11 protein-coding genes are annotated in these 16417 nt (G+C 31.0%); 9 read left to right on the top strand and 2 right to left on the bottom strand.

All coding sequences use genetic code 11. The features are described 5' to 3' along the window. Positions 1–1037: 1037 nt before the first annotated feature. The 3 genes from RCH18_RS11210 (at position 1038) to RCH18_RS11200 (ending at position 4839) form a co-directional block, all read left to right on the top strand. Positions 1038–1253 (top strand): hypothetical protein, encoded by a 216-nt coding sequence (locus RCH18_RS11210; protein ID WP_326936848.1) that lies wholly within the window; start codon positions 1038–1040, stop codon positions 1251–1253. Between the two features lie 401 nt (positions 1254–1654). Then, complete coding sequence (locus RCH18_RS11205; RefSeq protein WP_326936847.1) at positions 1655–2209, top strand: porin family protein; 555 nt, start codon at positions 1655–1657, stop codon at positions 2207–2209. 1004 nt (positions 2210–3213) lie between these two features. Continuing rightward, positions 3214–4839, top strand: coding sequence for an amidase (locus RCH18_RS11200; RefSeq protein ID WP_326936846.1), 1626 nt, complete (start codon positions 3214–3216; stop codon positions 4837–4839). A gap of 68 nt (positions 4840–4907) precedes the next feature. On the opposite strand, the gene msrB is transcribed toward RCH18_RS11200, so the two are convergent. Both msrB and RCH18_RS11190 read right to left on the bottom strand, forming a co-directional pair. Beyond that, a complete protein-coding gene (gene msrB, locus RCH18_RS11195) occupies positions 4908–5303 on the bottom strand; it encodes a peptide-methionine (R)-S-oxide reductase MsrB (protein WP_326936845.1) in 396 nt (131 codons plus the stop codon). A gap of 241 nt (positions 5304–5544) precedes the next feature. Further along, a complete protein-coding gene (locus RCH18_RS11190) occupies positions 5545–6408 on the bottom strand; it encodes an alpha/beta hydrolase (RefSeq protein WP_326936844.1) in 864 nt (287 codons plus the stop codon). Between the two features lie 148 nt (positions 6409–6556). Here RCH18_RS11190 and RCH18_RS11185 point away from each other — a divergent pair, with 148 nt between their 5' ends. The 6 genes from RCH18_RS11185 (at position 6557) to RCH18_RS11160 (ending at position 16215) form a co-directional block, all read left to right on the top strand. Beyond that, entirely contained in the window at positions 6557–7987 is a 1431-nt protein-coding gene (locus RCH18_RS11185; protein WP_326936843.1) for a glycogen synthase, read from the top strand. Next, the gene (locus RCH18_RS11180) at positions 7977–9257 is read left to right on the top strand and encodes a glucose-1-phosphate adenylyltransferase (RefSeq protein ID WP_326936842.1); all 1281 of its coding nucleotides are present in this window, start codon (positions 7977–7979) and stop codon (positions 9255–9257) included. The genes RCH18_RS11185 and RCH18_RS11180 overlap by 11 nt, the downstream gene beginning before the upstream one ends. 61 nt (positions 9258–9318) lie before the next feature. Further along, positions 9319–11226 carry a 1,4-alpha-glucan branching protein GlgB gene (gene glgB, locus RCH18_RS11175; RefSeq protein WP_326936841.1) on the top strand — a complete coding sequence of 636 codons (1908 nt, stop codon included), beginning with the start codon at positions 9319–9321 and terminating at the stop codon, positions 11224–11226. A gap of 180 nt (positions 11227–11406) precedes the next feature. Then, positions 11407–13806 carry a glycoside hydrolase family 31 protein gene (locus tag RCH18_RS11170; protein ID WP_326936840.1) on the top strand — a complete coding sequence of 800 codons (2400 nt, stop codon included), beginning with the start codon at positions 11407–11409 and terminating at the stop codon, positions 13804–13806. Between the two features lie 85 nt (positions 13807–13891). Continuing rightward, positions 13892–14704: a M48 family metallopeptidase gene (locus tag RCH18_RS11165; protein ID WP_326936839.1), complete on the top strand. Its 813-nt coding sequence runs from the start codon at positions 13892–13894 to the stop codon at positions 14702–14704. Between the two features lie 176 nt (positions 14705–14880). Beyond that, positions 14881–16215 (top strand): MFS transporter, encoded by a 1335-nt coding sequence (locus RCH18_RS11160; RefSeq protein ID WP_326936838.1) that lies wholly within the window; start codon positions 14881–14883, stop codon positions 16213–16215. Positions 16216–16417: the final 202 nt, after the last annotated feature.

Genomic DNA, 16417 nt, shown 5'->3' with positions numbered 1-16417 from the left:
GGAGATTTAACTCCTAGCAAAACTCCTAATCCATCTAATTCCATACCCCAAAATTAGCTAAGTTTTTAATAATCCACTAATTTAAGCGAAGAACCTAATTTATTAATAGGACTGTTTTTATTTACTGGAAATTATGGTTCTTTTTTAGCACCGATAAATTAAGGAAACTATAATGAAATTACATTTTTTTGTAAAAAAAATTAAATAATATAATTCAAATAACATAATTCAAATTAATGCAAGATTATCGAGACGGTAGAGATGCAAAAGTATTCTTGTAGGTTAATAGTTTTCTTTTGTTAATCATTTCTTAATCTCTTGAGAAAGCAATCGGTACTACTATAAATTCGTATGCAATTAGTTATGTGTAAATCAATAACTATTGACCGTGAAAACTTAAAAAAAATCTCAATATCAACTTTTATATTAATTGATTTATACAACACTCTTGACTATTGCTATTTTTCAAGGAATAGTCTTAGGCTTAATTATTTTAAGGTCTTCATTATTCAACAGTAATTCCAATAAATATTTGGCATACTTACTATTTACACTTTCAATTATTTTACTGAATCACGTTTTTGATGTTCAAGAAGCATTTGTCAGTTATCCTTTTCTATACTTTATTGACCACATTGAATGGGTATTTCTAATCCCTGCATTCTTATTTATGTTTATTATCAACCGAATTGATGATACTGTAAAAAAACAAACAAAAAAAATACTTGTGTTTTATTCCATTTGCCTATTCGGCTTTCCTTCATCTTATGCATGATTTTGATCATGTTGCTGGAATTTATACTATACCTGTTTCAATCAGCAAACTTATACAAATACTAGATCTGATTCAACTTCCTCTCGCTATTACATTCATGCCATTCTTGCTCGTTTACTCTTATTTTATGATAAAACATTTAAAAAACTTAGATGAAAAAAAATGGATAATTACCTTAGTAACAATTATTTCTTCATTGGTATTCGCTTTTCTTATAATTTATATAACCGGCTTATTATTTCAGTATAATATCTCCGCTGCTATGAGCATACTCGCTTTATTGGCAACATTCTTAATTCATTGGACAGCATACATAGGTGTTTTTAAATATAAGCTAGCCAAAAACAAAGATGCTATCGACGATTTTCTAAATAATGATTCCACTATTTCTTATGATAAAATTCTAATAGTAGAAAACAATATACCCGAAGAATTTAAAGAATCCATCACGGAAAATAATCTTTATTTTCAAAATTAGAACTTCTTTGCAAAGAACAGAACATTTACACGGATAGTACATTAAATAGAGAAAAAGTCGCGGAAAAACTCGGCATAAGCGCTGGGTATGTTTCACAAATAGTAAACACAATCACAGGAGACAACTTTTCTCATTACATCAATAAATATCGAGTTGAAGCGGTCAAAGAAATGATTTCAAATTCTAATTATGAAAACTATAATTTACTAACGATGGGATTAGAATCTGGGTTTACTTCAAAACGACTTTTTATAAAGCTTTTAAAAAAGTTACCGGTCAAACACCAAATGAATATAAAAACACTAGTAAATAAGTACCAAATTATACACTTTTAAGCTTTTGAAACCTTTTGTGGTTCTCTTTATACGAATATTGCATTTAAATAATTAAAATCAATTCTTATGAAAAAAATTTTGCTAGTAGCTGCTGTTACTTTAATAGGATTTACGAATGTTGCTGCCCAAAAAATTAAATTTGGGGTTAAAGGAGGTTTTAACTTTGCAACTGTAAATGGAGATAATACTAATAATTTTGATGTGGTAACATCATTAAATTTTGGTGTTTTATCAGAAATTCCAATTTCTGATAAAATTTCTTTCCAACCTGAATTGATGTATTCTGGTCAAGGATATAGTTTTAATGATAATGTAATTGCCTTAAGCTATCTAAATGTTCCCTTAATGGGAAAATATTATTTAACAAAAGGATTGACTATTGAAGCTGGACCCCAAATAGGTATTTTATTTTCAGCTAACAATGATAAAAGAGATGTAAAAGATTCGTTTAATACTTTTGATTTTGGAGCTAATTTTGGTTTAAGCTATAAATTAGAAAACGGACTTAATTTTGGTGCAAGATATAATGTAGGATTAATAGATATCAATAATTTAGAGAATTCTTCCAGTAAAAATAGAAACAGCTTATTTCAATTTTCTGTTGGTTATTTCTTTTTCTAACATTTAATAATGTGAACATTTTTAGACCGTCGCTATTGCGAAGAAAAACAATAATATTTCCCAGCAGTTTATCGTGTAATCGTTTTGGCTTTAGTAGGTTTATTAATCTGGTCGATACTAGATATTACAGTTTTTAATCAAAAAAAAAGTCGAATTTTTGTTGCATCTTTTTAAAAATCTATAGTGCAGGGGTTAAATATATAATAGTTGTCGCTAATAAATGGTATAGATCATATTAAGAGCTCTTGTTAAGATTGATTTGAAAGAATTTTTAATCATATACTAAATAACTCTTTATATAAGTCGCAGCGCGAATATGACTTAAAGTTCAAAACCCAATATCGTCTGTGACTGAATTCTTTTTTTGAAGGGATTTAAATTCATATGATTTATTAAATAATGGTCTTCTAATTTCATAAAATAATGCAAAAAATGGTTAGTAAATAGTTCCGTAAGGATCACAAAACTCCTTAAGAAATTAAGGAGTTTTTTATTTTATATATTTTTTGTTTTTACTGTTTCATAAAATGCGCAAATTAAAAGAATTATAGATCATAATTTAAATCTTTAATATGTGTAATTGAAAAATAAAATCAAGAATAAAAGATGAGTACTGCGCTCATATTTAGTATTTTGAAGTTAATGTGTTAGTTTTTTTTAATCATATAAAACGTGCGAGCTTTAGAAATAATCTATGTCTATGCTGAGAAAACATAAGATTAAACTATAATTATTTTTTTATCAAAGTATAGCCCTTTAAGTGGCCAACATTCTATATCTAAATGTGACAATATAGTGTTGAGATAACTTAAATCAATAATAAAAAGTAATTTTATGATATCTGATCATTATTAATCTAAAATTTAAATACAAAAGCTTGATTGTACGTGGATACAAAGCTTTAATTTTTAACTTTCGTTTTAAATAATAATTAGTATTTTTTACAAAAATAAAACTACTTTAGTTCAATATTTATAAAAATAGATACCTAATAGCATTATTTTATGAAAAGAAGATCTTTCTTAACCACTGCAACCCTTGCATCAGCGGGGATAACCACACTTTTAATTTCAGGTTGTAATTCAACTGCTGTAGATAAAGACAAAGCAATCTCTACTACAGATAGCAATGACTCATTTGAACTAGATGAAGAGACTATTTATAGTTTGCAAGAAAAAATAGCTTCTGGCACATACAGTTCAAAAAAATTAGTTGAATTGTACTTACAACGAATAGAAGCAATTGACCAGAACGGTGCGCTACTAAAATCAGTTATAGAAATTAATCCAGATGCTATTGCTATTGCGGTGGCTATGGATAATGAAATAAAATCAGGTAAAAAGCGAGGACCCTTACATGGGATTCCAGTGATGATAAAGGACAATATAGATACAGCTGATAAAATGCAAACAACAGCAGGATCTCTTGCATTAGTGGGAAACATTGCTGCTAATGATGCCTTTATTGTAGAAAGACTTAGAGAAGCAGGCGCTGTAATTATAGGAAAAACCAATTTAAGCGAATGGGCCAACTTTAGATCTACAAAATCAAGTTCAGGATGGAGTAGTAGAGGAGGCCAGACAAAAAACCCATATTTTTTAGATCATAATCCTTGTGGTTCTAGTGCGGGATCAGGTACTGCTGTATCCGCTAATCTTTGTGTAGTAGCAGTGGGCACTGAAACTGACGGTTCTATTGTATGTCCAGCATCGGTAAACGGACTTGTAGGCATAAAACCAACAGTAGGACTAGTTAGCCGATCGGGAATTATTCCAATTTCAAAAACACAGGATACAGCTGGCCCAATGGCACGTACGGTTACTGATGCAGCTATTTTATTAGGTATATTAGCGGGAATAGATCCTAAAGATGCAGTTACCAAAGAAAGCCAAGGTAAAAGCAATATCAATTATACACAGTTTTTAGATCCTAATGGTTTAAAGGGAAAACGTATTGGGATCGAAAAAAAACCGCAAGGTGATAATAAATATATCAATGCACTTTTAGATAATGCTATAAATTTATTAAAAAAACAAGGTACGACCATTATTGAAATTGATTATATAGATAAAATTAATGCTTTAAGTCAACAAGAATTCGAAGTGCTTCAATATGAATTTAAAGAAGGAGTAAATAATTATTTAGCTAACAGTAATGCAAAAGTTAAAAACCTTGCAGCGGTTATAGAATTCAATTTAAAAAACGAAGATCAAGCAATGCCGTATTTTAAACAAGAAACTCTTGTAAGCTCAAATGACAAAAACGCTCTTGATGATAGAAAATATTTAGATTCACTAAATTCCAGTTTTGAGGGTAGTAAAACTATTTTAAAAACAGTCTTTCAAGACAATAAGTTAGATGCAATATGTGGTATTACCATGGGACCATCGTGCAGTATTGATGTAATCTACGGTGACAAATGGGGTGATTATTCACTTACTTCACCTGCAGCTATGAGTGGTTATCCTCATATTACTATTCCATGTGGTGAAGTTTATAATTTACCCATAGGTTTATCTTTCTTTGGATTGCCATATACTGAAGACAAACTAATAAGTTTAGGATATGCATATGAACAAATGAGTAAAAAGAGATTAAAGCCTGCGCTAAAGCAGTCTTTCTTTTCTTAATAAAAATTCATTAAATTTTAAAGGGTGAAAACAGTACTGTTTTCACCCTTTTAAAATTTATTACAATTTTACTCTCCCTCTTTGAAATCAACTGATAGAGAATTTACGCAATACCGTTGTCTTGTTTTAGTAGGTCCATCATCAAATACATGTCCTAAATGACTTCCACAATTAGCACACAAAATTTCAGTGCGTTTCATTCCCATGGTAACATCTGAAATATATTCGACTTTTCCGGGTATGGATTCATCAAATGATGGCCAACCACAATGGGCATCAAATTTTGTATTGCTTTCAAAAAGAGGTTCTCCACAAGCTCCGCAGGTGTATGTTCCTTTTTCAAAATTGAGATTGTATTTTCCAGTGTGAGGATATTCAGTTCCTTTCTTTCTAAGAATTCGGTAACGCTCTTCTCCTAATTCTGTTCTCCACTGTTCTTCGGTTTTTTCAACAGGATAATTCATTTTATTTACTTTAATGTTATTTGATTTTTATAAATGTTGTAATTTACAAAAAGAATGTAAATACAAAAAATAATTAATGTGTTTTTTTGTCTTTTGTAATAGCGCTAAAGTTATTAATATTATAATTTTAGAACTGCTTAAAATTGCAAGGAAGAACTAATTAATAAAAAATCGACATCTAATAATTTACTTATTGTTTTCAAAATAAAATTGTAAAAACAAATTATACCTAGAACTCATTTTACTTTGTAATAAAATCAATTATCTTTTTTAACACTATTTCACTACCTAATATTTTACGGTGTCCCAATCCTTTAGTAAGTATCAACTCGCCATTTTCCAGATGATTATGTATATTAATTCCAGCTTTTACTGGAACCTCAGGATCATCATGATCATGTAGGACGAGCACAGGGATTTGTATTTTTGATGCTGCTATGTACGCAGAATAGGAATTCATTTCTTCTTTATATTTATCTTCAAAATGCAGTCGCATAGAAGTGCTAATGGCAGGCTTTAATTTTAATTTTTTTATAAAATCATCCATTATATCTTCTACAATATCCCCACTACCTATAATAATCGCTTTATCAACCTGCAATCCTTTTTTAATTGCATTCAAAACTGACATCCCTCCTAAAGAATGACCAATGGCAACCTCAAATGGTCCCTCTTGTTTATTGATTTCTAAAATTATCGAAATGAAATCAGTCATTATACTCATTTTACCAGGCGATTTACCATGTCCTGGAGCATCAAAACTAATAGTGGAATAACCTATATTTAATAATTCGTCAGCTATTTTATATAATTGCGTTCCTCTTCCTGACCAACCATGAACTAATAATATTTTCTTAGCTGTAGTACCGTACTGGTACATAATAATTTCCTTATTAATTGTAGGAATAAATATTTTTTTTTGGAGACTTTTATGATCCATTGCCAACTCTCTTTTAGGGATCTTATGTTTTATGGGAGTTGTAAACAATTTGGCCGCAAATAAGGTCACTAATTTTGGTGATATAAAAGCGATTAATTGAGCAGTTAATATAATAATTTCAGGAATTTTTAACGGTTGGGTATGTATCGAAGTTTTTTTTGCCATATCAATAAATTTTCAGCATAGTCTTTAAGTTACTTTTTTTTTACTAAATTTAGAAAAACATAAAAGTAGTATTTTTAATTATGTTTTAGATTGTCGTAAGTATAAAAGATCAGAATTCAAGTAATTTTAAAAAAGTAAAATTTTATAGATGGAGATATTTCATATTAGTGCCGAATGTTATCCGGTAGCCAAAGTAGGAGGACTAGCAGATGTTGTTGGAGCATTACCAAAATATCAAAATAATGCAGGTCATCAAGTACGAGTTGTTATGCCTTGCTATAATACAAAGTTCAAAAATGAAAATTCATTTGAGTGCGTACATTGGGGTCATGTAAAATTAGGTGATTTTAACTTTGCGTTTAATGTGCTCAAAGAAGTAACTGATAAGTTGGGTTTTGAACTTTATTTAATAGAAATTCCAGATTTATTTGATAGAAAAGACGTTTACGGTTATGAAGATGATATAGAACGATTTCTGACTTTTCAGATTGCTACTTTAGATTGGATTAATGGAAGAAATGAACTTCCTGATGTAATCAATTGTCATGATCATCACACTGGACTTATTCCATTTATGATGACATACTGTTATAAATACTATAAATTTAAAAATACTCCGTCAATGATTACAATTCATAATGGATTGTATCAGGGACAATTTGGCTTTGACAAACTTTATTATTTACCAGAATTTGATTTGGCTCATGTTAGAGTTTTAGATTGGAATAACTGTATTAATTCATTGGCTGTAGCCATAAAATGCGCTTGGGCAGTGACCACAGTATCACCTAATTACTTAAATGAAATAAATATTTCAGCAAAGGGATTAGAGTCATTATTTAATATGGTTCGTTATAAATCAAGGGGGATATTGAATGGTATTGATGTGGAAGTATGGGATCCAGCTCATGATAAAATGCTTGAAAAAAATTATTCAACTGCTGATTATAAAGCGGGTAAGCAAGCGAATAAAGTTAAATTATGCACACTTTTTAATTTAGATCCTACAAAGCCATTATTTAGTTTTATAGGAAGATTGTTAGAAGAAAAAGGAGGCGATTTATTACCAGGTTCCTCAGCACAAGCCTTACAGGAAAATTATCAACAAATCAATATACTTATTCTAGGCTCTGGCGATACCGAAATTGAAAATCAGCTCAATAGTTTACGTCAAAATTTTGAAGGCAATTATAACACCTTTATTGGTTATAATGAAGAACTAGCGCATTTAATTTATGCAGCTTCTGATTTTATATTAATGCCATCAAGAGTGGAGCCATGCGGATTAAACCAGATGTATGCATTGCGTTATGGAACCATTCCTATAGTTAGACGAACAGGAGGATTAAAAGATACTGTGATCGATATAGGCGATAATGGTAACGGTATTTGTCATAATCAATCAACAATTAGCGATGTATGTTATTCTATACAACGTGCGGTACAATTATATGAGGATAAAGAGCAATTAGATAGTGTCCGATTAAAAGGAATGAACACTGACCATTCATGGGAACGTGTTTGCCAAGAATATATAGAAACGTATCAATTAATAATCAATAACAAAAATGAAAACTAAAAAGAAAAACGTAATTGCCATTATCCTTGGTGGGGGACAAGGATCTAGATTATATCCATTAACCCAAACCAGATCAAAACCTGCCGTACCGATAGGAGGAAAATATCGATTAGTAGATATTCCTATTTCAAATTGTATGAATTCAGATATTTATCGAATGTTCGTACTTACGCAATTTAACTCTGCATCATTAAATGCACATATAAAAAATACCTATAATTTTAGTATTTTCAGTCATGCTTTTGTTGATATTTTAGCAGCCGAACAAACTCCTGATAATCCTACATGGTTTCAAGGAACGGCTGATGCTGTTAGACAATGTATGCCCCATTTTTTAAATCATGATTTTGATTATGCTTTAATTTTATCTGGAGATCAGTTGTACCAAATGGATTTTAACGAAATGCTGGAGGCTCATATAGAAAATGAAGCAGATATTTCGATTGCAACTTTACCTGTAAATGCTAAAGACGCTCCTGAATTTGGAATTTTAAAAACAAATGCAGAAAGTTTTATAGAATCATTTATAGAAAAACCACATAAAGATTTATTACCAGATTGGGAATCTGATGTTAGTGACCAAATGAAAAGTGAAGGAAAGCACTATCTCGCTTCGATGGGAATTTATATTTTCAATAAAAAGCTTTTGGTGGAAATTATGTCCAATAAAGAAACTAAAGATTTTGGTAAAGAAATAATACCACAAGCTGTAGGACATAAGAAAATATTAAGTTATCAATATGAAGGTTATTGGACGGATATAGGAAATATTGATTCCTTTTTTGAGGCAAATATTGGCTTAACTGAAGATGTACCTCAATTTAATTTATTTGATACAGAAAATAAAATTTTCACTAGACCAAGATTATTGCCTCCATCTAAGTTTCAGAAAACGATGGTTGAAAAGTCTTTAATTTCTGAAGGTTGTATTTTAAACGCTAAAGAGATTAATCGATCCATCATTGGAATTCGCTCAAGAATAGGTGATGGAACAATAATTCAAAATTCTTATATCATGGGAAATGACTATTATCAAAATATTGATGATATGAATGATGATCTTCGAGATAGAAAACAGTTAATTGGTATTGGAGAAAGATGCTTTATAAATAATGCTTTAGTAGATAAAAATTGCCGTATAGGAAATGATGTATATATTAATGGAGGAAGTCATTTAGAAGATGTTTCACATGAATTGTATGCCATCAAAGACGGAATTGTAGTAATAAAAAAAGGGGCAATAATTCCTGATAATTACATTATTAAATAAGTGATTGCAACATTTTAAATCCAATAATATTCTGTTTTTACAGAAATTATAAACTTACTATATGAATAAAGTTATTTCGCATTCGCTTTTTACTGATTTTGATATTGATTTGTTTAAAGCTGGAAAACATTTCCGACTCTATAATAAATTAGGCGCACATCTTGTTTCAGTCAATGGAGTCCAAGGTGTATATTTTGCAGTTTGGGCTCCGTCAGCATATTCTGTGGCGGTCATCGGTGATTTCAACTATTGGAATGACAATGAACACCATTTAGAAGTTCGCTGGGATTCATCAGGAATTTGGGAAGGATTTATTCCAAATGTAACCCACGGAACGACTTATAAATATAAAATAAGATCCAATAATAACGGCGCCTCCATTGAAAAAGCAGATCCATTTGCCTTTTATTGTGAACATCCTCCACATACAGCATCTGTTGTTTGGGATTTAGATCATAAATGGAAGGATGAAAAATGGATGAAAATACGTCAGAATTACAATGAATTAGACAAACCTTATTCTGTTTATGAAGTACACTTAGGTTCTTGGAAACGTCATGCTACAGAAGATCGATTCTTAACTTATGTTGAGTTTGCTGAGGATTTAGTAGCTTATGTCAAAGAAATGGGATTTACGCATGTCGAGTTTATGCCCATTATGGAATATCCTTATGATCCTTCGTGGGGTTATCAGTTAATTGGTTATTTCGCACCTACATCGCGTTTTGGTAATCCGCAGGAATTTATGTATTTAATTAATAAATTTCATGATGCAGAAATAGGTGTTATATTAGATTGGGTTCCTTCACATTTTCCAGATGATGCTCATGGATTAGGCTTTTTTGACGGCTCCAATTTATTTGAACATCCTGATCGTAGAAAAGGCTATCATCCTGATTGGAAAAGTTTAGTTTTTAATTATGGTCGCAATGAGGTGCGTTCCTTTTTAATTAGCAATGCCTTTTTCTGGTTGGATTATTACCATGCTGATGGCCTTCGAGTAGACGCTGTTGCCTCAATGCTCTATTTAGATTATTCAAGAAATGAAGGAGAGTGGGAACCTAATATTTACGGAGGAAGAGAAAATCTAGATACCATCAGCTTTTTAAAAGAATTTAATGAAGCTGTTTATTCCACCTTTGATGGTGTTCAAACTATAGCTGAAGAAAGTACTTCTTATCCAATGGTCTCTCGTCCTACATCAATAGGAGGATTAGGTTTTGGAATGAAGTGGATGATGGGTTGGATGCACGACACGTTAAATTACTTTAAAAAGGATACCATTTATAGAAAGTACCATCAAAATGAGTTGAGCTTTTCAATGACTTATACTTTTTCTGAAAATTTTATGCTGCCATTGTCGCACGATGAGGTGGTTTATGGAAAAAAATCAATTGCGGGAAGGATGCCAGGAGATGAATGGCAAAAATTTGCAAATTTAAGACTTTTATACGGCTATATGTTTACGCACCCTGGAACAAAACTATTGTTTATGGGTAGTGAGTTTGGGCAGAATAGAGAATGGAATTTTGAAGGTAGTTTAGATTGGGATTTATTACAAAGTCCATATCATCAAGGAGTCAAAAAAGTGGTTATAGATTTGAATAACTTGTATAAATCACAACCAGCTCTCTACGAAAATCAGTTTTCTCAGAAAGGATTTGAATGGATTAATTATTCGGATCATCAAAATGCGGTTTTTTCTTTTATCAGAAAAGGGAATAAGGTAATAGAAGAACTGATTATAGTTTGTAATTTCACACAAGTTATTAGAGAACATTATCGTATTGGTTTACCACGAAAAGGAAAATTGATAGAAATCTTTAATAGCGATGCTACCATATATAATGGAAGTGGAGTAAGTAATAAGGAGAAAATCACAATAGAAGGTATGCCTTATAATGGAAGAGATTATTCAGCTGAATTGGTTTTAGCTCCATTAGCTGTGAGTGTTTTTAGAATCAGCTAAAATATTGATCATAAATGTAATAATACATTTAAATGGTTTTCATGCGCTGTGAAAACCATTTTTATTTTTATAAATGTTAAAACCTTTATTACTATAACGATTTCGTTAATAAATGATTTGTAAACGACTGTATGCGAAGTATTTTTGTATTTTTGCGCACCCGAATTAAATTTTCATAAAATGATTACAAATACCGAATTAGAATATAAAGGCAATTTATATCCCACAAAAATAATTTCTTTTGAACATGATGTAGATTCAGTAAGTTTCTTTACTGATAATAGTGTTATACTAAAAGTTACAGTTCTTCGCGATAGTTTAATACGATTTAGATTTACTACTAAAGGTTATTTTAGCAATGATTTCTCCTATGCAATTGATAAGAGTCATACTCATGGGTACAATTTCTTAGAAGTTATTGAAAATGAAGATTATTATCAAATACAAACAAGCAAAGTAAAGTGTAAGATTCAGAAAATAGATATGAGATTAACTATTTATGATCTGGAAGGAAACATTATTGTAGAGGACGAACTTGGTTTTCATTGGGAAGAGAGTTATGAATTTGGTGGCAATATTGTAAAAATGAGCAAAGCCTCTAAGGATGGTGAATGTTTTTATGGACTTGGTGATAAAGCCACTCAATTAAATTTAAAGGGGAAAAGGCTTGAAAATTTTGCAACAGATCAATATGCTTTTCAAAAAGATCAGGAACCTTTATATAAAGTAGTGCCATTCTATATTGGTTTACACAATAAAAAATCCTACGGAATTTTCTTTGATAACACATTTCGAACTTATTTTGATTTTTGTCATGAAAGAAGAAATGTAACAAGTTATTGGGCTGAAGGTGGTGAGATGAATTATTATTTTATCTATGGTCCACAAATGGAAGATGTTGTGACTACTTATACAGATCTTACAGGAAAACCAGAACTACCACCACTATGGGCTTTAGGATATCATCAATGTAAGTGGAGTTATTATCCTGAAAGTAATTTAAAAGAAGTTGCAGCTAAATTTAGAGCGCTTAAAATCCCATGTGATGCACTCTATTTAGATATCGATTATATGGATGGTTTTCGCTGTTTTACTTGGAATAAAGAATATTTTCCTGATCCAAAAAGGATGGTCGCTGAATTAGCTGAAGACGGTTTTAAAACTGTGGTGATTATTGATCCGGGGATAAAAATTGACAAAGAATATGCTGTTTATAAAGAAGCTTTAGAAAAAGATTACTTCTGTAAAAGAGCTGATGGTCCTTATATGAAAGGTAAAGTGTGGCCCGGTGAATGTAATTTCCCCGATTATACTAATCCCGCTGTAAGAGAATGGTGGGCTGGCTTATTTAAAGAATTAATTTCAGACATAGGTGTAAAAGGAGTGTGGAATGATATGAACGAACCTGCTGTTATGGAGGTTCCTAATAAAACTTTCCCTATGGATGTGCGTCATGATTATGATGGAAATCCTTGTAGTCATCGAAAAGCACATAATATTTATGGTACTCAAATGGCAAGAGCAACTTATCATGGAGTAAAAAGGTTTGCTTATCCTAAAAGACCTTTTGTAATTACAAGATCAGCTTATGCGGGAGCTCAACGTTATTCTTCTTCATGGACTGGTGATAATGTGGCCACTTGGGAGCATTTATGGATTGCTAATATTCAAATGCAAAGAATGTCTATTTCAGGAATGGGCTTTACTGGATCGGATATTGGAGGATTTGCAGAACAACCCTCTGGAGAATTATATACTCGATGGATTCAGTTAGGTGTATTTCACCCATTTTGTAGAACGCACTCTTCAGGAGATCATGGTGATCAGGAACCTTGGGCATTTGATGATGAAGTAATTGACATTACTAGAAAGTTTGTAAATCTTAGATATCAATTGTTACCCTATTTATATACGATGTTTTGGCAATATATTGAGCAAGGAATCCCAATGCTAAAGCCTCTAGTTTATTTTGATCAAGATGATATACAAACGCATTATAGAAATGACGAATTTATTTTTGGACACCAAATATTAGTTTGTCCTATATTAGAGCCTAATTCTCTAGGCAGGAGAATGTATGTTCCAAGAGGCGAATGGTATAATTACTGGACAAATGAAACAGTCAAAGGAGGAAAAGAAATATGGGTAGATACTAGATTTGATGAAATTCCACTTTTTATAAAAGCTGGAGCAATCATTCCTAAATATCCAGTTCAACAATTTGTAGGTGAATTAGAATTTGATGAACTAACTTTAGATTTATATTATAAAGAAGGTAAAGAAAAATCAGTGGTTTATGAAGATGCTCAAGATGGATATGATTATAAAAAAGGACGTTATAGTTTACTAAGCTTTAAAACAACGGGAAAAGCTAAAGAAATTATAATTCAGTTACATAAAGAAGGGAAATATGATACTAATTACTCTAAATTTAAATTTAACCTTATTGGCTTGCCATTTAAAATAACCAAAATAGAAATCGATAATGTTGAAGTGATTTTTGATTTAGAGACTTTGGAAAATGAAAAATATTTGTTTGTACAAAAAGACTTTACAGCATTGCATATCATGGGAGAATAACAAAAAGATTAAACTTTTATATTTAATTGTATAATTATTAAAATGTTAAAACGTATACCTTTGATGGATAATCAAACTAATTAATATGAAAAATAAAATGTTTTTGGGCTTGTGTATAGTCGGTTTAATTTATGCCTGCGCCACAAATCCTATCACAGGAAAGAAAACTTTAAACTTTGTTTCAAATTCTGAACTTTTTCCTTCGGCATTTCAACAATACGGTACATTTTTGAAAGAAAACAAGGTGATCACTGGAACAGCTGATGCTAGAAAAGTAGAAGCTATTGGTATGAAAATTAAAGCTTCAGCTGAGAAATACCTAAAATATTTAGGACAGGCACAGTATTTAAATGATTATCGGTGGGAATATAAATTAATTGATAGTAAAGAAGTAAATGCGTGGTGTATGCCAGGTGGTAAAATAGTGGTGTATTCAGGAATTTTACCAATAACTAAAACGGATGCAGGATTAGCAACAGTTATGGGTCATGAAGTATCACATGCTTTAGCCAATCACGGTGCTCAACGTATGAGTGCAGCCCAACTACAACAATTGGGAGGTGTAGGAGTTGCAGTTGCAACTGGTGGCAAAAGTGAACAAACACAACAAATTTGGAATCAGGTTTATGGGTTAAGCACTCAATATGGAGGTATGCTCCCATTTAGCAGGAATCATGAAACAGAAGCCGATCAAATTGGTTTAACTCTGATGGCCATTGCAGGATATAACCCTGAAGAGTCCATTACTTTCTGGTCAAGAATGGCAGCTCAGTCTAAGGGTCAAGCACCACCAGAATTTATGAGTACTCACCCTTCTGATGCTACAAGAATTGCCAATCTAAGAGCATTGATACCAGAGGCAAAAGCCATGGCAGCGAAAGTTGGAATAATAAGATAATATTTTTAGTAATATGTTGTACAAAGGCTATTCTCGTTTGAGTTTAGCCTTTTTCTTTGAATGCTAATTTATCTTTAAAATTGAATATTAAATATTGAGGCTTTTAAATATTAGTTTTAAAAAGGTTTAGCTTGTTTAGATTTAATTAAATAAATTCGCAATCTAAATTATAACTTATGGCTGATTTACCAAAGGGTGATAAAAAATTATTAAACGCTTGGGCTTTTTATGACTGGGCTAATTCTGTTTATCCTCTTACAATTGCCTCAGCTGTATTTCCTATTTTTTATAATTCTTTATTTTCAGATAGAAGCCAATATATATCTGCTTTTGGTTATAATTTTAAAAATTCTGCCCTTATAAGTTTTGTAACTGCCGCAGCTTTTTTATTAGTTTCCTTTATGTCGCCATTACTTTCTGGAATTGCGGATTATGTAGGGAACAAAAAGTCATTTATGAAATTCTTTTGTTATCTAGGTGCTTTATCTTGTATGGGTTTATTTTGGTTTAACCTCGATAATATTTATATAGGTTTTGCCTTTTATTTTTTTGGATTAATTGGATACTGGGGTAGTTTGGTTTATTACAATTCTTATTTACCAGATATTGCCTTTATAGAGCAACAAGACCAAGTCAGTGCGAAAGGTTATTCATTGGGATATATCGGTAGTGTGCTACTATTGATAATTAATTTAACAATGATCATGAAGCCAAAGATTTTTGGCATTAGCGGTACAGATGGCGAAGCAGCAATGACCGCGATGCGTTACTCGTTTGTAATGGTGGGAATGTGGTGGATTATTTTTAGTCAATACACTTATTACTATTTACCAAAAGACAGTAGAAAATCAGAGAATAAAGTTACCCGTGATGTATTATTTAATGGTTTTAAAGAATTAAAAAAAGTATGGCAATTGCTGCAAGCGAATATTGCTTTAAAAAGATATTTGGGAAGTTTTTTTGTTTCAAGTATGGCAGTTCAAACGGCGATGCTTGTAGCTACTTATTTTGGTGCCCAAGAAATTGCGTGGTCTTCTAAAGAACAAAGTACAATTGGTTTAATAATATGTATTTTACTAATACAATTAGTAGCTATTTTAGGCGCTTTTTTGACTTCAAGAGCTTCAGCGAAATTTGGTAATATACCCACATTAATTTTTATAAATAGTTTTTGGTTATTCATTTGCGTTGCAGCATTTTTTATTTCTAAGCCTATTGAATTTTATATCATGGCTAGTTTAGTGGGTCTAGTGATGGGAGGAATACAATCATTATCTCGTTCTACTTATTCTAAACTTTTACCCGAAGCAAATGATACAACTTCATTTTTTAGTTTCTATGATGCCTCAGAAAAAATAGGAATTGTAATAGGAATGCTAGTATATGGAATAATAGATCAAATTACGGGAAGCCCTAGATTAGGAATTGCTTCGTTAGCATTATTTTTTTTGATAGCTGTATTTCTATTAAATAGAGTTCCAAGAAAAAATGTTTTACTTAATGAAATATAATATTTTTTCATTTGAAATTTTTTTAATTATTTGGAAAATAATAAACGTTCAATTTTACAACAATGAATTGCTTTTGGTTTAAAGAGTTTATAATCGTTTACTAATTTTTGGTACCGTACTATTGCTAGTTAAAATTTAACTAAGATATAAGAGGTTTGATTTATTTATATAGTTCTTAAATATAATAATATTTAGAAAAATG

It is taken from the genome of Flavobacterium sp. PL11 (assembly GCF_035985025.1).
In the GTDB taxonomy this organism is placed as follows: Bacteria; Bacteroidota; Bacteroidia; order Flavobacteriales; family Flavobacteriaceae; genus Flavobacterium.
Note: the sequence above shows the minus strand (reverse complement) of the source record. Positions and strands in the feature narration are given on the sequence as shown.

Excerpts from the sequence above, each read along its gene's own strand:
- RCH18_RS11170 (WP_326936840.1), top strand. The coding sequence starts at position 11,407 with ATGATTACAAATACCGAATTAGAATATAAAGGCAATTTATATCCCACA.
- RCH18_RS11165 (WP_326936839.1), top strand. The coding sequence starts at position 13,892 with ATGAAAAATAAAATGTTTTTGGGCTTGTGTATAGTCGGTTTAATTTAT.
- RCH18_RS11190 (WP_326936844.1), bottom strand. The coding sequence starts at position 6,408 with ATGGCAAAAAAAACTTCGATACATACCCAACCGTTAAAAATTCCTGAA.
- RCH18_RS11180 (WP_326936842.1), top strand. The coding sequence starts at position 7,977 with ATGAAAACTAAAAAGAAAAACGTAATTGCCATTATCCTTGGTGGGGGA.
- RCH18_RS11210 (WP_326936848.1), top strand. The coding sequence starts at position 1,038 with ATGAGCATACTCGCTTTATTGGCAACATTCTTAATTCATTGGACAGCA.
- msrB (WP_326936845.1), bottom strand. The coding sequence starts at position 5,303 with ATGAATTATCCTGTTGAAAAAACCGAAGAACAGTGGAGAACAGAATTA.
- RCH18_RS11200 (WP_326936846.1), top strand. The coding sequence starts at position 3,214 with ATGAAAAGAAGATCTTTCTTAACCACTGCAACCCTTGCATCAGCGGGG.
- glgB (WP_326936841.1), top strand. The coding sequence starts at position 9,319 with ATGAATAAAGTTATTTCGCATTCGCTTTTTACTGATTTTGATATTGAT.
- RCH18_RS11185 (WP_326936843.1), top strand. The coding sequence starts at position 6,557 with ATGGAGATATTTCATATTAGTGCCGAATGTTATCCGGTAGCCAAAGTA.
- RCH18_RS11160 (WP_326936838.1), top strand. The coding sequence starts at position 14,881 with ATGGCTGATTTACCAAAGGGTGATAAAAAATTATTAAACGCTTGGGCT.
- RCH18_RS11205 (WP_326936847.1), top strand. The coding sequence starts at position 1,655 with ATGAAAAAAATTTTGCTAGTAGCTGCTGTTACTTTAATAGGATTTACG.